Origin of the sequence: Novosphingobium mangrovi, from assembly GCF_022818885.1 — a bacterium.
In the GTDB taxonomy this organism is placed as follows: Bacteria; Pseudomonadota; Alphaproteobacteria; order Sphingomonadales; family Sphingomonadaceae; genus Novosphingobium; species Novosphingobium mangrovi.
The window spans coordinates 83,704-100,475 of sequence record NZ_JALHAT010000002.1; the positions used below are offsets into that span (position 1 = coordinate 83,704).

Sequence of the window (16,772 nt, forward strand, 5' to 3'; positions counted from 1 at the left end):
AGGAATAACCCTATGTCCATTCTCGTCGACAAGAATACCAAGGTCATCACGCAGGGTATGACCGGCAAGACCGGCAGCTTCCATACCCAGGCCGCGCTTGACTATGGCACCCAGATGGTTGCCGGCGTGACCCCCGGCAAGGGCGGTACCGATCACCTGGGCCTGCCCCAGTTCGATACCGTTGCCGAGGCCAAGGCCGTCACCGGCGCCAACGCCTCGTGCGTCTATGTTCCGCCCTCGGGCTGCGCGGACGCCATCCTCGAAGCCATCGATGCCGAGATTGAACTGATCGTCGCCATCACCGAGGGTGTTCCCGTGCTCGACATGGTTCGCGTGAAGCGCGCCCTTTCGGGTTCGAAGTCGCGCCTCATCGGCCCCAACTGCCCTGGCCTCCTCACCCCCGGTGAGTGCAAGATCGGCATCATGCCCGCCAACATCTTCTCGAAGGGTTCGGTCGGCGTGGTCTCGCGCTCGGGCACGCTGACCTACGAAGCCGTGTTCCAGACCACCAACGCGGGCCTTGGCCAGACCACGGCTGTCGGCATCGGCGGCGACCCGGTCAACGGCACCAACTTCATCGACGTCCTCGAGCTCTTCCTCGCCGACGACGAGACCAAGTCGATCATCATGATCGGCGAAATCGGCGGCTCGGCCGAAGAGGAAGCTGCACAGTTCCTCAAGGACGAAGCCAAGCGTGGCCGCAAGAAGCCGATGGCCGGCTTCATCGCGGGCCGTACGGCGCCTCCGGGCCGCCGCATGGGCCACGCTGGCGCGATTGTCTCGGGCGGCCAGGGCGGCGCCGAAGACAAGATCGCGGCGATGGAAGAAGCCGGCATCCGCGTGGCCGCCAGCCCCTCGCTCCTCGGCGAGACGCTGGTCGAAGCCATCAAGGAAGTGGCCTGATCCTATTCCCGGTGGAGGCAGCCTCTCGGTTTTTCCGGGGTGCCGCCTCCACACGGCAACAAACACAAGGCGTCCAAACGCCGACAGAACTGTAATCCCACTGCCGCGCCTTCCTCTCCGGCCCCCGACAGTGTCCCAAAACTATTCCTCCATGCGCCGCAGAGACGATACTGGCGTGAAAAGGTGATTCCATGGGCGACGAAAGTTTCGAGTTCACCCCCGATACGGGCCTTGACGGCCCCCAGCAGGGACCCAGCTGGCAGCGCAAGAACTGGCCCCTCGTCGGCGCCGAGTTCGAAGACGACCTGACCCAGGGCCTCGATCCTTCCGCTCTGCGCATGGCTGTCGAGAAGGCCGCCGGCAAGGGCGGCGCGAAGGTCGACCAGAAGAGCATCGACCAGGCCGCTGCGGACTCGATCCGCGCCATGATGCTCATCCGCACCTACCGCGTGCGTGGCCACATGGCCGCCAACCTCGACCCCCTCGGCCTTGCCAAGCGCGAGCTGCCCAAGGACCTCACGCCCGAGTACCATGGCTTTGAAGGCGCCGCGCTGGACCGTCCGGTCTTCGTGGGCGGCAACCTCGGCCTCGAATGGACGACCGTGCGCGAGCTGGTGCAGATCCTGCGCGCCAACTACTGCGGCAACGTCGGCCTCGAGTACATGCACATCGCCGACGTCGAGGAGCGCCGCTTCCTCCAGGACCGCTTCGAGGGTCCGGACAAGGAAATCGAGTTCACCCCCGAAGGCAAGAAGGCGATCCTTCAGGCCGTCGTGCGCGGTGAGCAGTACGAGAAGTTCCTCGGCAAGAAGTACGTCGGCACCAAGCGCTTCGGCCTCGATGGCGGCGAGTCGATGATCCCCGCGCTCGAAGCCGTGATCAAGTACGGTGGCCAGCTCGGCGTCAAGGAAATCGTCTACGGCATGGCCCACCGCGGCCGCCTGAACGTCCTCGCCAACGTCATGGCCAAGCCCTACAAGGTCATCTTCCACGAATTCTCGGGGGGCACTGCCAACCCCGAGGACGTGGGCGGCTCGGGCGATGTGAAGTACCACCTGGGCACCTCGGCCGACCGTGACTTCGACGGCATCAAGGTTCACATGAGCCTCATGCCCAACCCCTCGCACCTCGAGACCGTGAACCCGGTCGTCCTGGGCAAGGTGCGCAGCTACCAGGTCAGCCACGACGACATCGGCGACGATGTGGGCCCCGGCGCCAAGCACAAGACCGTCCTTCCCGTCCTCATCCACGGCGACGCCGCCTTCGCCGGCCAGGGCGTCGTGTGGGAGTGCTTCGGCCTTTCGGGCGTCAAGGGCTACAACACCGGTGGCTGCATCCACTTCGTCATCAACAACCAGATCGGCTTCACGACGAGCCCCGCCTTCGCGCGCAACTCGCCGTACCCCTCGGACGTCGCCAAGGGCGTCCAGGCCCCGATCCTGCACGTCAACGGCGATGACCCGGCGGCCGTGACCTTCGCCTGCAAGCTGGCGATCGACTACCGCCAGACCTTCGGCCGCGACATCGTGATCGACATGTGGTGCTACCGCCGCTTCGGCCACAACGAAGGCGACGAGCCCGGCTTCACGCAGCCGCTGATGTACGCGCAGATCAAGAAGCACCCCGGTGTGGCCAAGATCTACTCGGACCGTCTGAAGTCCGAAGGCGTCATCGACGACGCTTTCCTCGCCGAGACCGAGGCCGCGTTCAACGCGCATCTCGAGGACGAGTTCGAGGCGGCCAAGACCTACAAGTCGAACCACGCCGACTGGTTCTCGGGCCGCTGGTCGGGCTTCCACAAGCCTGCCGACGCCGAAACCGCGCGCCGCAACGTGCAGACCGGCATCGACACCAAGCTGTTCGACAGCCTGGGCCGCACGCTCACCACCGTTCCTGAGGACCTTACCGTCCACAAGACGCTGAGCCGCGTGCTCAAGGCCAAGGAAGAGATGTTCGCAGCTGGCGAAGGTTTCGACTGGGCCACCGCCGAGGCGCTCGCCTTCGGCAGCCTCGTGACCGAGGGTTACGGCGTGCGCCTGTCCGGCCAGGACTGCGAGCGCGGCACCTTCTCGCAGCGCCACGCCGTCTGGGTCGACCAGAAGGACGAGCGCAAGTACACGCCGATCAAGACGCTGCCCCACGGCACCTTCGAGGTCCTGAACTCGACGCTTTCGGAATACGGCGTGCTCGGCTTCGAGTACGGCTACGCCAGCGCCGACCCCAAGACCCTGGTCCTGTGGGAAGCCCAGTTCGGTGACTTCGCCAACGGCGCGCAGATCATCATCGACCAGTACGTCGCCTCCTCGGAATCGAAGTGGCTGCGTGCAAACGGTCTCGTGATGCTGCTGCCCCACGGCTACGAAGGCCAGGGCCCCGAGCACTCCTCGGCCCGCCTTGAGCGTTACCTCCAGCTGTGCGCGAACGACAACATCCAGGTGTGCAACATCACCACCCCGGCCAACTACTTCCACGTACTGCGCCGGCAGATGCACCGTCCGTTCCGCAAGCCGCTGATCATCATGACGCCCAAGTCGCTGCTGCGTCACGCGGCGGCCAAGTCGAAGGCCGAGGACTTCACCGGCGACGGCCACTTCTACCGTATCCTTTCCGACCCCAAGGCGCCGGAAGACAAGGCTACCAAGAAGGTCATCCTGTGCTCGGGCAAGGTCTACTACGACCTCGTCGAAGCGCGCGATGAAAACGAGATCGACGACACCCAGATCATCCGCCTCGAGCAGCTCTACCCGTTCCCGGGCGAGCCGCTGGCCCTGCGCCTCTCGCGCATGACCAACCTCGAGGAAATCTGCTGGTGCCAGGAAGAGCCCAAGAACAACGGCGCCTGGTTCTTCGTCGAAAGCGAGATCGAGGCGGCTGCCAAGGAAGCCGGCGTCTCGAACCCGCGTCCGCGTTACGCCGGTCGCCACGCTTCGGCTTCGCCCGCAACCGGCCTTGCCAAGCGCCACGTGGCCGAGCAGTCGGCCCTGGTCGCCGACGCGCTCCACCTCTCCGTCCGTTCCGAACTCCGTCGCAAGCAGAAGGCTTGAGAGTAAATCATGTCCACCGAAATCAAGGTCCCCACTCTCGGCGAATCCGTCACCGAGGCCACCATTGGCGAATGGCTCAAGCAGCCCGGTGAAGCGGTTGCCGCCGACGAGCCCATCTGCAGCCTGGAAACCGACAAGGTCGCAATCGACGTCATGGCCCCGCACGACGGCGTCATGGGCGAGCAGCTTGCCGCCGAAGGTGACACCGTCACCGTCGACGCGCTGATCGCCACGATCGAGTCCGGCTCGGGCGGCGCGGCCGCTCCGGCCCCTGCCGCCAAGAAGGAAGAGGCTTCGGCTCCCGCCGCCGCCCCTGCTCCGGCTCCTGCACCTGCCGCCAGCGAAGGTTCGACGACCGATGCCGCCGTGCTCTCGCCGGCCGTGCGCCGCGCGGTGCTGGAATACGGCATCGATCCCACGACCATCAAGGGCACCGGCAAGGACGGCCGCATCACCAAGGACGATGTGATCGCCGCCGCCAAGAACAAGCCCGCCGACGCGCCCGCTTCGGCCGGTTCGGTCGCCGCGGCTCCGGCTCGCCAGGAAGAGCGCGTGAAGATGACGCGCCTTCGCCAGACGATCGCCAAGCGCCTCAAGAGCGCGCAGGAAGATGCCGCGCTCCTCACCACCTTCAATGACGTCGACATGTCGGCCGTCATGGAATCGCGCAACAAGTACAAGGATGTCTTCGCCAAGAAGCACGGCATCAAGCTCGGCTTCATGTCCTACTTCGCGAAGGCTTCGGTGCTCGCGCTCAAGGACATCCCGGCGGTCAACGCGCAGATCGACGGCAACGAGATCGTCTACCACGACTACGTCGACATCTCGATCGCGGTCTCGGCCCCGAACGGCCTTGTCGTCCCCGTCGTGAAGGACTGCGACAAGCTCTCCTTCGCAGGTATCGAGAAGGCGATTGCGGACTACGGCAAGAAGGCCAAGGAAGGCACGCTGACCATGGAAGACATGAAGGGTGGTACCTTCACGATTTCCAACGGCGGCGTGTTCGGCGGCCTCATGTCGACCCCGATCATCAACCCGCCGCAGTCGGCGGTGCTGGGTCTCCACCGCATCGAGGACCGTCCGGTCGTGCGCAACGGTCAGATCGTGATCCGCCCGATGATGTACATCGCGCTGTCCTACGACCACCGCATCATTGACGGTCGCGAGGCGGTTACCGCGCTCAAGACCATCAAGGAAGCGATCGAGGACCCCACGCGCCTCCTCATCGACCTCTGATCGCGTCGCCCCCGCGCCATGTCGCGGGGGCCCCGCTCTTTTCTCTCCCGACAAACGGGATCCCCGCTATAAACGGGGATGACGAACGAAGGATTGGAGCCAGGTTATGGCTGAATACGATTACGACCTGCTTGTCATCGGTGCGGGCCCGGGCGGCTACGTCGCCGCAATCCGCGGCGCGCAGCTGGGTCTCAAGACCGCATGCGCCGAAGGCCGCGAGACGCTGGGCGGCACCTGCCTCAACGTGGGCTGCATCCCCTCCAAGGCGCTTCTGCACGCCTCGGAATACTTCGACGCGGCTGCCAACGGCGCGATGGCCTCGATGGGCATCAAGGTCACGCCCGAGCTCGACCTCGACACGATGCAGGGCCAGCGCAAGGACGCGGTCAAGGGCCTGACCGGCGGCATCGAGTTCCTCTTCAAGAAGAACAAGGTCGACTGGCTCAAGGGCTACGCGCAGTTCAAGGACGCGCACACCGTCGAAGTGAACGGCGAAACCAAGACCGCCAAGAACATCGTCATTGCCACCGGCTCCTCGGTCACGCCGCTTCCCGGAGTTGAGGTCGACAACGCAGGCGGCGTGGTCGTCGACAGCACCGGCGCGCTGGAACTGGGCAAGGTCCCGGGCAAGATGGTCGTCATCGGCGGCGGCGTGATCGGTCTGGAACTCGGTTCGGTCTGGCGTCGTCTCGGCGCCGAGGTCACCGTGGTCGAATACCTCGACCAGCTTCTGCCCGGCATGGACACCGACGTGCGCAAGGAAGCCGGCAAGATCTTCAAGAAGCAGGGCATGACCCTCAAGCTGAAGACCAAGGTCACCGGCGTCGAGGTCAAGGACGGCGCGGCCAAGGTCACTGTCGAGCCGGCCGCTGGCGGCGATGCCGAAGTGCTGGACGCCGACGTCGTGCTCGTCGCGATCGGCCGCAAGCCCAACACCGACAACCTCGGCCTCGACAAGATCGGCCTGGAGCTGAACCAGCGCGGCCAGATCGAAACCGACCACGACTTCGGCACCAAGGTCGAAGGCGTGTGGGCGATCGGCGACGTGATCCCCGGCCCGATGCTCGCGCACAAGGCCGAGGACGAGGGCATTGCCGTTGCGGAAAACATTGCCGGCCTCACCGGCATCGTGAACCACGACGTCATCCCGAGCGTCGTCTACACCCAGCCTGAAATCGCGGGCGTCGGCCTCACCGAGGAAGCCGCCAAGGAAAAGGGCAAGGTCAAGACCTCCAAGTTCCCGATGATGGCCAACTCGCGCGCCAAGACCAACCACGAGCCCGACGGCTTCGTGAAGGTCATCGCCGATGCGGAAACCGACCGCGTGCTCGGCGTGTGGTGCATCGCCTCGGTGGCCGGCACCATGATCGCGCAGGTTGCGCAGGCCATGGAATTCGGCGCCACGTCGGAAGACATCGCCTACACCTGCCACGCACACCCGACCCACTCGGAAGCGATCAAGGAAGCCGCGATGGGCATCCAGGGCAAGCCGATCCACACCTGATCGGACGTTCCTACGAAATAGCCGAAAAGGGCGGTGCCGCTGGCGCCGCCCTTTTTTCATGCCCCCAGTCCACGTGCCTGTCCCGAGGGGGGCAGCCGAACGAGAACTGTGAAACAAGGCCAATCATTCTTTCGATCCAGAAACATTGCGGCATTGCCCAGACGATACGCAAGAGATGCTCAAACAAAAGGCACATATGCCCATGTATTGAGCACGCTATTGCTTTTGGGAGAGAGTACGATGTCGATGGCTTCCCTGCAGCCGATCCCCAGGCCCCTCGCCGCGTCCCCGAACAGGACCTGCCCGGCCGCGCCATCCATCAACCGGTAGCGCCTCACCCCCCGCGGCCCCTGGCGTGTACGCAGCGCCCGGGGCCGCAGCCCCGGTGTCCGGTCGTCCGCATTCCCGGACGCCGGGGCCTTTCCTTTCTCTCGCTGTGCGAAGGAAGCCGCGCGCCCGCGTTGACCGAGGCGCTTCCTTGCGGCCTAGGCCGGGTCCTCTCCCGGGCACCCGCCCACCTCTCGCCAGCCACGTGCACCACACCAAGCAAGGATCCTTATGAGCATTCTCGCCATCACCCTCACCGCCGCCGCTACCATGGCTCCTGTCCACACGGTCGAGCATGAGCAGAACGGCAAGGCCTACACCGTCTCCTATGTCGCCCACGTCGACTCCTCGGCCCGCCAGATCGGCATTGCGCCCGCAGGCCGCCGCGGCATGAAGCGCTGCGAGGTTTCGGGCCTCGTCACCATCGAGCGCCGCATCACCGACAGCGCCTCGGGCAAGGCGATCAGCGCCATGCTGCCGGGCTCCAGCGAAGTCTCGTACACGCGCGCAGGGCGCTGCGTGGCACTCGACGCCATGCACGCCGATCTCGTTGCCAAGTCCTCCGCCGACCTCGACGAGCAGCTGGCGCTGACCGCACAGGAAGACCGTCCCCACGTGGCGGCAACGATCAGCGCCGCGAGGTCCTTGGCCGCGCGCTGATAGCACGTTATGCGAAGCCGCATGGTGCGCACATTTTCTGCCGCAGTTCTCGCGGCTTCGCTTTTTTCCCTGACTATCTTCGCCGTTCCCGGCCAGGCCCATGCGCAAGCGATGCGCACGGCCAGCGCCGCACTTGAAGCGCGCACCGACATGCGCAGCCGCGGCATCAGCGACAGTGAAGGCGAACTCGCCCTTCAGGTCGACGGCTCGCTCCCCATCACCTCGCACATCGTCCTCGACGCCAACGCCACCACGCTGCGCGGCGCGCGGCGTCACGGCGGCAGTGAACTGGGGATCGAAATCGCGCCCAGGTACGTGACCTCCAGCGATGGCTGGGACTTCTCGGCAGGCGCACGCGGCCACGTCTTCATCGATGCAGGCGAGCTCGACTACATCGAGATCGAAGGCTCGGTCTCACGCACACTGGGGCCCGCCTGGCTGACGCTGGGCGCCAGCTACGCCCCCTCGCAGGATGCCATTGGCGGCGATAACCTCTATCTGTCTGCCGACATCGGCGCGGGCATTCCGGGCAGCCCCCTCGCCCTCTACGCCGGCATTGGCCAGACCATCGGCTCGACCAACGATGCCGAGCGCGCGGTGCGCCTGCGCCCCGATGGCGACTACACCAACTGGTACCTCGCGGTAGAGCGCTCGCGCCTCAACTTCGCGATCGGCATGGAACTGAGCGGGACCAGCATCGATCAGGATAGCGCGCGCGACACGCGCTACTGGGACCGCCACACCGGCACACGCCTCGCGGGCTACATGCGCGTCTCGTTCTGATCCGCTGCACACAAGACCGCTCCCATGCTCACGCCCCTGCTGACCGTCCTCCCGGTCTTCGGCCTGATCTTCGCCGGATGGCTGGCGCGCCGCCTGAAGGCACTGGGCCCTCAGGCGACAAGCGAGCTCAACCGCTTCGTCGTCTGGCTGGCGCTGCCTGCACTGCTATTCGAGATCGTCGCCAAGGCCCAGCCCGCGCAGCTCTGGCACCCCGGATTCCTTGCCGCGTTGGCGCTGGGCACCCTGGGCACCTTCGTCTTCACGATCCTGGCTCGCCTGCGCCACGGCCTCGCCGACGCCAGCATCGACGGGCTCAATTCGAGCTACGCCAACAACGGCTACATGGGCTTTCCCATCATCGCCGTCGTGCTGGGGAGCGAGGCGCGGTCGCTGACGCTGCTCTCGGTCCTGATGACCGTATGCGTGGTGTTCGCGCTCGCCATCATCCTGATCGAAACCGCCACGCAAAAAGCGGCCACGCCGGGCAAGCTCGCCCTGAAGGTGACCCGCCGCGTCCTTGCCAACCCGCTTGTTGCCGCGCCGCTGGCCGCCAGCGTTTTTCCGATCACGGGGCTGGCCGTGCCAGATCCTCTCGACAGTTTCCTCACGATGCTGGGCGCGGCCGCTTCACCCTGTGCGCTGGTCGCCTTGGGGCTGTTCCTTGCAGCGGAGCGAAGTCCTGCGCCCGCGCCCAGGGGCCGGATCGCGGGGCTTATCGCAGTCAAACTGATCGCACAGCCAGTCCTTGTCTGGTTTCTGGCGGCCCGGGTCTTCCGGATTGATCCGATGGGTATCCACGCCGCCGTCATCCTCTCGGCCCTGCCCACGGGCACGGGCCCCTTCATGCTGGCCGAATTCTATGGCCGCGAGGCCGATGTGACCGCGCGCACCGTGCTTCTCTCCACGATCCTCTCATTGGGCACGATCACCGCCTATTTGTGGTGGGCGCTCTGAGCGCAAGGACGACGCCCGGCGAGCTGGGTTCGCCGGGCGCGCGTCGTCAGACTTCGCTGGGATAGATCGGGAGAATGTCGACGGGCACATCGCCCATCGCGGCAATCGCGTTCTGGGCATGGCCATCGAGCTTCGCCCAGGTCGCCATGAACGCCTTGGTGCCCTCGTAATCGCCCTTCGCCTGCAGCATCAGGATGTCGTGCAGAAGGTCGCGAAGGCCCGCTTCCATGCGCGCGTCGTCGATAACGAAGCGCCCTGCGTCGTCATCGAAACGGAAGGCCCCCTTGGCCTGAAGATAGCCGTACTGGAGCGCCGCGCCCTTCCCGTGCGCTTCCACCGCGCCGAAGCGGACCGAGCGGAAGATGCCGGTGAAGTAGGTGGCGAACAGCTGCTCGCGCTCGCTTGCCGGGATCTCGTCCTTGTCCATCATGAACAGGATGTTCCAGACACCCGCGACATCGGCCTTGGCCTCTTCCAGCGCCGAGGCTTGCTCCTTGAGGCGCGCGTTGACAGTCGTCTCCTCACCATCGACGGTGATCGTGCCCGGCCCGAGGCTGTGCGAGAGTTCGTGGAACAGCGTTTCGTACTGCATGTACTTGCGCGCGACGAGCGCGGCCTGGTCGGGCTCGAGCACGATCGGGGCCATCGGCTTCAGGATGCGGTCGAACTTGGCGCCAAGGACGTTGGAGAGGATCACCTTCTTGGCGCCCTTGGCCTCGCGCACGCGCTCGTCGTTGGGAAGATTGAAGGCGATGGTGGGCGCGCCGGGCACGTTGTCGCCCCCGCCGTGGACCTGTTCGGAGACGACGATGGGGCTGGCAAAGCCGCGCTGGAAGTTCTTCACCTCGTCCGGGATCGGCAGGTTCGCCTCCATGTCGCGCAGGTACTTCTTGTACTTCGCCAGCGCGGCCGACTCTTCCGGGTTCTTCAGCGTCACGAAGCTCTCGAAGGCGGTCTTGGTGCCCATCAGGCGGTCGGTGTAGACCTCGTAGGGGCCGATGGCGACTTCAATGGGCGTGTCTTCCAGGTCCATCCAGGCCAGTTCGCTCTCGTAGTAATCGTCCGACAGGAAGGCCTTGGCGCGCAGCGACAGGAAGCGCTTGAGGCTCGGATTGCTCGTGGTGGCTGCCGCCTCTTCCAGAAGCTGCGCGGCGGGCTGCAGCCATTGCGCATAAGCCTTCGAATAGGGAATGGCGACCAGTGCCTCTCCGTCCCGGCACACCACGGTATAAGGGCTGAGCAGCGCGTCCTTCTCATCCGGATGGGCCGCGACATAGGCTTCCAGTTCCTCGCGCGTCAGGTCGGTGGGATAGAAGCCCGCACCCTCGGGCATCGCCTCGCCGCCCCAGAAGGGATGGAGTTCGGACATTTCATCCCAGGGTCCGAAATTGCGGTCGAACATCTCCAGCAGGAGGTCGCGGTCCGCGCGCCGATTGCGTGCGATGGCCATGCGCACCTTGGGATTGGCGTCATAGCGCTGGCGCAGATAGACCTCACTCAGAAGGTCCGAAGCCTCGATCAGGAGGTTCACGACCTTGCGTTCTTCCGCGTTCAGAAAGGCTGTGTCGACATCCATCTCGACCGGCGCCAGTGCGGCTTTCGCTGCGGCCAGATTGTACGGCGCCTCGGCGGCGGAGGTCTGCGCGATGGCAACGCCACTTGGCGCGAGGGCCGTGCCCGCCAGCAGCAAGGCAAGGGAGGAAAGTACGGAACGGGTGGACATGGGAGGAAATCCATATGTGACAGGGGTCAGACCGGCGATGGGGGCCGCCGGTCACTGGGCTTCAACCTAGTGTTTTCACGCGGGCAAACAAGTTTCCGCAGATCATGGCGCGCGGTTGTACACGGCAGGCTAGGTCCCGTGCGCAGCGGGTGATAAGAGACACCCATGATCACGCCTCCCGAGACGCCGGTGCTGCCTGCTGCCGTAGACCTTTTTGCCATCGGCCTGTTCGCCCTCTCCGGTGCGCTCTCGGGCACACGAACCCAGCAAAGCTACGTCACGGTCGCCTTCTTTGCGCTGATCGCGGGGGTCGGCGGGGGCACGGTCCGCGACCTCCTGATCGATGCGCCGGTGTTCTGGGTCCACGACCGGCTCGTCGCGCCGGTGTGCCTTGCCGTGGCAACGCTCGCCTGGTTCACGCCCGCCAGCTGGTACAACGCCCGGCTCCTCGTCTGGGCCGACGCATTGGGCATGGCCGTCTATTCCGTCCTGGGAACGATCAAGGCGATGGGTTGGGGGGTGCCGCCTGTCCCCTCGTTCCTGATGGGCGTGATGACCGGCTGTGCGGGCGGTATCATCCGCGACGTCATCGCGGGCCAACCCTCCATCCTCATGCGTCCGGAGCTTTACGTCACGGCCTCGGCCCTGGCTTCGGCCTGTGCGGCGCTCCTGATCGCGCTCGACACCCCGCCGATTGCCGCCTGGATATGCGGGGCGCTGGCCGGGTTCATCCTGCGCGGGATTGCGATCCACTGGTCCATCGGCCTGCCCACCCACGGCGGCGAGGACGAGAGCCCGCCCCGGCAGACCTGAGCCCACCGGGACACGGCATACATCAGATCATCGCGCGCCCATCGACAGCAACCGAGCGCACGCGCCCTTCCCCGTCGATGCTGCAGGCAAAGCCCCGGCCGTCCGCGAGCCGCCCTTCGACCGCAACGCGGCCGTTCATACGGTCCACCTTGTCGACACTGCGCACGCTGTAGCGCGAACCGCCCTCGACCTCGTCAGTGCAGGTATCCACCGCCATGCCGAAGCCCGAGGCCCCGACCTCGTCGCCAAAGCGGTCGTCCTCATAGGGCGCCGCATAACCGGGATCGCCCGCCACCGGGCCACCGGGATAGGCCGGGCGGACATCGCCCCGGTCATAGTCACGGCCGTAGTCGTCATCTTCATATACGTCTCGAGGCGGAGCGACGCGTTCTTGTCGGTTGGACTTGCTCGCGGCGCTGGCGATGGCGACGAGGCCGCCACCAATGAGAAGTCCGGCGAGCAGGCCACCTCCACCGCCGCCACGATGGTGGTGGTGATGGCGCGGCGGGCCCGGATAGCGGCCCCAGCCATGGGCCATGGCGGGCGAAACGGTCATCACCGTGGCCGCCAGAGCAGCCAGCGAAGCACTGGTACGCGAACGCAGGATCTTCATAACTCAAGTTCCCAATCGGCGCGCACGATCCGCGCCGTCCCAATCAGCAAATCTCCGGATGCGCCAAGGCGCCTTTCCCGGCGCTGAACCGCACAGGCGGGCTGCGCGTCCTCAGCGCAGGCCGCGAATGCCCGAAAAGTCGAGGTCGCGCAGACCTCCGCGGTAGTCCACCTTGCAGGTAAACTTGCCGGTATCGACCCGGCTGCGACGATCCCAACGCCCGCCGCGGCGGTCCTCGACCGCAATCCGCCCCTTGATCTTGTACCCGTAGTCCTTGCGGTCGACGTCCCGGATATCGGTCACGCGGGCACGGCCGCTGTAACGATGTGCAGTGCGGGTCGCCGCCGCAACGCAGCGATCCACCGCATCGCGCGAGCTCACGCCGCGAAAACCACGACCGTAGCTGCGATCGCGCCCGCGCGGGTGACCATAGGCATAGCGGTCCCGGTCGTTACTGGCCGACGCGGCCAGCGCGGCGATACCGCCCACGACCAGCGCACCGGCAATTACCGTGCCCGCATCGACACCGCCACCGCCATCGCGGGCCATGGCCGGGGTTGCCGTGGAGGCCGCCATTGCGCCGACCGCCACGGTCCCGACCAGTCCCTTGCCAAGCTTGGAGTTCATCAGGGTCTGCATGAGGCGTTCCTCCTTGATCTGCATGCCAGGCCCGATGCCCGGCTACAGATATGTCCTAGCAAGGAGGCGCTGATGCCCGCCTGAACCCGGGCATCAGCTGACGTTCATGTTATTCGCAACTTATCTGAACATTCAGGGCTGCGGTACTTCCAATCCTGTCCACTCGGCCATGAACGAGAGGATGTCCGCCGATTCCTCGATGACCTTGTCGGTCGGCTTACCTGAACCATGTCCGGCCCGCGTCTCGATACGAATGAGATGCGGCTTGTCGCCCAGGTTCGCGTGCTGGATGGCCGCCGCATACTTGAACGAGTGGCCCGGAACCACGCGATCATCGGTGTCCGCCGTCGTCACCAGCACGGCCGGATAGTCCTGCCCGTCGGCAATGTTGTGGTAGGGCGAATAGCGGCGAATGATCCGGAAGTCGTCCTCCTTGTCGGGATAGCCAAAGTCATCGACCCAGTAGCGCCCTGCGGTGAAGCGATCGAAGCGCAGCATGTCCATGACCCCGACCTGCGGCACAGCCGCCGCGAAGAGATCGGGGCGCTGGTTCGTAACCGCGCCGACGAGCAGGCCACCGTTCGAGCCACCGTTGATCGCCAGCCCGTCCTCGCTCGTGATCCCCTGCGCCTTCAGATACTCGCCCGCGGCAATGAAATCATCGAAGACATTCTGCTTGTTCTCGCGCCGTCCGGCATCGTGCCAGGCCCGGCCATATTCACCGCCCCCGCGCAGGTTCGCCAGGACATAGGCCCCGCCCGCCTGGATCCAGGCCATGCGCGATGCCGAGAAGCCCGGCGTGAGCGCGATGTCGAAACCGCCATAGCCGTAGAGCAGCGTCGGGACCGGCTTGCCAGCAGCGACCACGTCCTTGCGGCGCACGATGAACATCGGGACCTTCGTACCGTCCTTCGAGGCGTAGAAACGCTGCTCGATGGCAAAGTCTTCGGGATCGAAGTCCATCTCCGGCTCGGCAAACGGCGTGGTCTCACCCGTCTCGATGTTCATGCGGAAGATCGAAGGCGGGCGGTTGAAGCTGGTGAAGGAGTAGAAGGTCTCAGGGTCGCCCGGCTTGCCGTGGAAGCCCGAGGCCGTCCCGATCCCGCTCAGCGAGAACTCCTGCGCGCTCTTGCCATCAAGGCCGACGATGACCGCATGGCTTGCCGCGTCGCGCATGTAGTTGAGGACGAGACGATTGCCCACGATACCCGCGCGCTCGAGGATGTCCTCGGCCTGAGGCACGATCTCGCGCAGCTTCGGCGTCTTGCCGCCCAGATCGATCTGGACGAGGCGCTTGCGCGGCGCGTCCTTGTTGGTGACGAACCAGAGCTTGTCGCCCATGCCCTCGACGAGCTCCCAGGCGTCGTCGAAGCCGCCGACGACCACGCGCGGCGTCCAGTCCTTGCTGGTCAGATCAATCGCGTGGATCTCGAAACGCGCATCCGTGCCAATGCTGCTGGTGACGATCGCCCAGTGCCCATCCTGCGTCGCGGTGACCGAGTGGTTGTATTCGGGATGCTCGGGCGTGCGGTAGACCACCACGTCCTGCGTCTGGGGTGTTCCCAGTTCATGGTAATAGACCGTGTGGTCATAATTGGCGCTCTGGAAGGCCTCGCCCTCACCCGGCGCGGGATAGCGCGAATAGAGGAAGCCCTTCTCGCCCACCCAGGCCAGGTCCGAGAACTTGACCCAGCGGATCTCGTCCTCAAGGACCTTACCGGTCGCCACGTCGAGGACATGGAGAATACGCCAGTCGCTGCCGCCGTCCTGCACGCTATAGAGAAGGTAGGACCCTTCCTTGGACGGTGTCCATCCCGACAGCGCCGTCGCCCCGTCGCTCGCCCAGGCGTTGGGATCGATCAGCAGGCGCGGCTCGCCCTCCAGCCCATCGCGCACGAACAGCTGCGACTGGTTCAGAAGTCCTGAGTTGCGCGTGTAGAAATAGCGCTTCCCCGCCTTTTCCGGGAGCCCGAAGCGCTCGAAATCTAGAAGGCCGCGCACCTTCTCCTCGAACCAGCCCCGCTGCGGCAATTGCTTCAGATAACTATCGGTGAAGGCGCTCTGACGGGCCACCCAGTCGGCGACTTCCTTGTCCTCGCGCACATCGTTTTCAAGCCAGCGGTAGGGGTCGGCAATCTCTTCCCCGAACAGCGTCTCGACAACGTCGCCGCGCCGGGTCTCGGGATAGTTCGTGTCGGTCAGCTCGTTTGCGAAAACAGGTGAGGCCGCGAGGACCGACAGGGCTGTCGTCCAACGAAGGATATTGCGCATGAAAAAGAAGAACTCCCGGGAAGATACGTCGCGCCCAAAAGAAAAGGCGGCCGCGAGAGTGCATCTCGCGGCCGCCTCCGTCAATTTCGAAAAATCGGACGTATCTTTGCTTTTCAACAGGACCGGAAGGCCCTGCCCCAAGCCTTACGCTTCGGCGTAGTCTTCGGCCTCGTTCATGACCGGGCCCGAATCCTGGCCCTTGGCCTCGGTGTCACGGTCGACGAGTTCGATGATCGCGATCGGCGCAGCGTCCGAAGCGCGGTAGCCCGCCTTGATGATGCGGGTGTAGCCGCCGGGACGGCCAGCGTAACGCTCGGCCAGAACCTCGAACAGCTTCTTTTCCTGGGCATCGTCCATGATCTTGGCGTGCGCGAGGCGACGGTTGGACAGACCACCGTGCTTGGCAAGCGTGATCAGCTTCTCGATGTAGGGACGCAGTTCCTTCGCCTTGGGCGTGGTGGTCTGGATCTGCTCGTGCTTGATCAGGGCTGCGGCCATGTTGCGCAGAAGGGCGGCGCGGTGGCCGGACTTGCGCTGCAGCTTACGGCCGGAATACTTGTGACGCATGGGTCATCTTCCTGTTCGTCAGGCAGCCGGTTAGGTACTGCCCGCCGGGCGATGTGGACAAGGCCACCGCCCAAAACCTTCTCACGGGTACCCGCGAAGAACGGCCCTAATGCGGATTTTCGGGCAAGAGTCAAGGATTCGTGCGAATCCGGGAGGCCATTTCCTACCCCAGGTCCCCATCAGCCACCATCGCCGCCAGTTCATGTCCGTGTGGATCGCGGAAGTGGAAGCGGCGGCCGCCTGGGAAGGCGAAAATCGGCAACGTAACGACGCCGCCTGCCGCCTGCACCCGCGCAAGGGTCTCCTCCAGGTCTTCGACCTGGATCACGGGGAGCATCTGCGCCGTCCATTGCGCCGCATCGCCGTTGAGGCCCATGTCGACATCGCCGGTCATCGTCGATGCGTAATCAGGACCGAAATCGGTGAAGGACCACCCGAAAGTCGCCTCGTAGAATTCCTTCTGGCCAGGCACATTGCGCACCGGCAGTTCGACGTAGTTCAGGCGGGCCATGGCTCTCTCCACTTGTTCTTTTTATGTTCTAGATGAAAAATGAAATGGGGCAAAGAGCGAAAGAAGCATCCAAGGGATTTACCATCCCTTGACCCTGTCGACTGTCGAGCGCACCTCACCCCGCCAATGAATGTGCCCACCGACAAGTACGACGTGCCGTGGGATTGGGAGGCCAACCCGCCCGGTGCCGACTGTCTTCAAACTTCCAAAGAAAAAGGCCCCGC

The 16,772-nt window shown here is 65.0% G+C and carries 14 protein-coding genes; 8 read left to right on the forward strand and 6 right to left on the reverse strand.

All coding sequences use genetic code 11. The annotated features are described in order from the left end of the window. The first annotated feature begins 12 nt into the window (after positions 1–12). The 7 genes from sucD to MTR65_RS01620 all read left to right on the forward strand — a co-directional run bounded on the left by sucD (position 13) and on the right by MTR65_RS01620 (position 9,411). On the forward strand, positions 13–903 hold the full coding sequence (sucD, locus tag MTR65_RS01590; RefSeq protein WP_039388029.1) for a succinate--CoA ligase subunit alpha: 891 nt from the start codon (positions 13–15) through the stop codon (positions 901–903). A gap of 191 nt (positions 904–1,094) precedes the next feature. After that, positions 1,095–3,947: a 2-oxoglutarate dehydrogenase E1 component gene (locus MTR65_RS01595; protein ID WP_226633344.1), complete on the forward strand. Its 2,853-nt coding sequence runs from the start codon at positions 1,095–1,097 to the stop codon at positions 3,945–3,947. A 9-nt stretch (positions 3,948–3,956) separates the two neighbouring features. Continuing rightward, entirely contained in the window at positions 3,957–5,183 is a 1,227-nt protein-coding gene (gene odhB / locus MTR65_RS01600) for a 2-oxoglutarate dehydrogenase complex dihydrolipoyllysine-residue succinyltransferase (RefSeq protein ID WP_243796569.1), read from the forward strand. Positions 5,184–5,289: 106 nt separating this feature from the next. Beyond that, positions 5,290–6,687: a dihydrolipoyl dehydrogenase gene (lpdA, locus tag MTR65_RS01605; RefSeq protein ID WP_243796571.1), complete on the forward strand. Its 1,398-nt coding sequence runs from the start codon at positions 5,290–5,292 to the stop codon at positions 6,685–6,687. 558 nt (positions 6,688–7,245) lie between these two features. Then, positions 7,246–7,674: a hypothetical protein gene (locus MTR65_RS01610; RefSeq protein ID WP_243796573.1), complete on the forward strand. Its 429-nt coding sequence runs from the start codon at positions 7,246–7,248 to the stop codon at positions 7,672–7,674. Between the two features lie 21 nt (positions 7,675–7,695). Beyond that, positions 7,696–8,457 carry a TorF family putative porin gene (locus tag MTR65_RS01615; RefSeq protein WP_268739199.1) on the forward strand — a complete coding sequence of 254 codons (762 nt, stop codon included), beginning with the start codon at positions 7,696–7,698 and terminating at the stop codon, positions 8,455–8,457. A gap of 24 nt (positions 8,458–8,481) precedes the next feature. Then, entirely contained in the window at positions 8,482–9,411 is a 930-nt protein-coding gene (locus MTR65_RS01620) for an AEC family transporter (RefSeq protein WP_243796577.1), read from the forward strand. A gap of 46 nt (positions 9,412–9,457) precedes the next feature. Here MTR65_RS01620 and MTR65_RS01625 read toward each other — a convergent pair whose 3' ends face one another. Then, complete coding sequence (locus MTR65_RS01625) at positions 9,458–11,134, reverse strand: dipeptidyl-peptidase 3 family protein (protein ID WP_243796578.1); 1,677 nt, start codon at positions 11,132–11,134, stop codon at positions 9,458–9,460. 165 nt (positions 11,135–11,299) lie between these two features. On the opposite strand from MTR65_RS01625, the gene MTR65_RS01630 reads away from it, so the two are divergent. Continuing rightward, positions 11,300–11,947, forward strand: a complete 648-nt coding sequence (locus MTR65_RS01630; protein WP_243796579.1) for a trimeric intracellular cation channel family protein — start codon at positions 11,300–11,302, stop codon at positions 11,945–11,947. Positions 11,948–11,969: 22 nt separating this feature from the next. Here MTR65_RS01630 and MTR65_RS01635 read toward each other — a convergent pair whose 3' ends face one another. The 5 genes from MTR65_RS01635 to MTR65_RS01655 all read right to left on the reverse strand — a co-directional run bounded on the left by MTR65_RS01635 (position 11,970) and on the right by MTR65_RS01655 (position 16,548). Then, positions 11,970–12,560, reverse strand: a complete 591-nt coding sequence (locus MTR65_RS01635; protein ID WP_243796580.1) for a hypothetical protein — start codon at positions 12,558–12,560, stop codon at positions 11,970–11,972. A gap of 111 nt (positions 12,561–12,671) precedes the next feature. Further along, the gene (locus MTR65_RS01640) at positions 12,672–13,199 is read right to left on the reverse strand and encodes a hypothetical protein (RefSeq protein ID WP_243796582.1); all 528 of its coding nucleotides are present in this window, start codon (positions 13,197–13,199) and stop codon (positions 12,672–12,674) included. 132 nt (positions 13,200–13,331) lie between these two features. Beyond that, the gene (locus tag MTR65_RS01645; protein ID WP_243796584.1) at positions 13,332–15,470 is read right to left on the reverse strand and encodes a prolyl oligopeptidase family serine peptidase; all 2,139 of its coding nucleotides are present in this window, start codon (positions 15,468–15,470) and stop codon (positions 13,332–13,334) included. A 144-nt stretch (positions 15,471–15,614) separates the two neighbouring features. Further along, a complete protein-coding gene (gene rplQ / locus MTR65_RS01650; protein ID WP_243796586.1) occupies positions 15,615–16,037 on the reverse strand; it encodes a 50S ribosomal protein L17 in 423 nt (140 codons plus the stop codon). Positions 16,038–16,200: 163 nt separating this feature from the next. Further along, complete coding sequence (locus tag MTR65_RS01655) at positions 16,201–16,548, reverse strand: VOC family protein (protein ID WP_243796588.1); 348 nt, start codon at positions 16,546–16,548, stop codon at positions 16,201–16,203. Between the last annotated feature and the right edge of the window lie 224 nt (positions 16,549–16,772).

Bases quoted from the DNA above. Each gene is read 5' to 3' on its own strand.
- MTR65_RS01640 (WP_243796582.1), bottom strand. From the start codon at position 13,199: ATGCAGACCCTGATGAACTCCAAGCTTGGCAAGGGACTGGTCGGGACC.
- MTR65_RS01630 (WP_243796579.1), top strand. From the start codon at position 11,300: ATGATCACGCCTCCCGAGACGCCGGTGCTGCCTGCTGCCGTAGACCTT.
- MTR65_RS01645 (WP_243796584.1), bottom strand. From the start codon at position 15,470: ATGCGCAATATCCTTCGTTGGACGACAGCCCTGTCGGTCCTCGCGGCC.
- MTR65_RS01635 (WP_243796580.1), bottom strand. From the start codon at position 12,560: ATGAAGATCCTGCGTTCGCGTACCAGTGCTTCGCTGGCTGCTCTGGCG.
- MTR65_RS01610 (WP_243796573.1), top strand. From the start codon at position 7,246: ATGAGCATTCTCGCCATCACCCTCACCGCCGCCGCTACCATGGCTCCT.
- sucD (WP_039388029.1), top strand. From the start codon at position 13: ATGTCCATTCTCGTCGACAAGAATACCAAGGTCATCACGCAGGGTATG.
- MTR65_RS01625 (WP_243796578.1), bottom strand. From the start codon at position 11,134: ATGTCCACCCGTTCCGTACTTTCCTCCCTTGCCTTGCTGCTGGCGGGC.
- odhB (WP_243796569.1), top strand. From the start codon at position 3,957: ATGTCCACCGAAATCAAGGTCCCCACTCTCGGCGAATCCGTCACCGAG.
- MTR65_RS01620 (WP_243796577.1), top strand. From the start codon at position 8,482: ATGCTCACGCCCCTGCTGACCGTCCTCCCGGTCTTCGGCCTGATCTTC.
- lpdA (WP_243796571.1), top strand. From the start codon at position 5,290: ATGGCTGAATACGATTACGACCTGCTTGTCATCGGTGCGGGCCCGGGC.
- MTR65_RS01595 (WP_226633344.1), top strand. From the start codon at position 1,095: ATGGGCGACGAAAGTTTCGAGTTCACCCCCGATACGGGCCTTGACGGC.
- MTR65_RS01615 (WP_268739199.1), top strand. From the start codon at position 7,696: ATGGTGCGCACATTTTCTGCCGCAGTTCTCGCGGCTTCGCTTTTTTCC.
- MTR65_RS01655 (WP_243796588.1), bottom strand. From the start codon at position 16,548: ATGGCCCGCCTGAACTACGTCGAACTGCCGGTGCGCAATGTGCCTGGC.
- rplQ (WP_243796586.1), bottom strand. From the start codon at position 16,037: ATGCGTCACAAGTATTCCGGCCGTAAGCTGCAGCGCAAGTCCGGCCAC.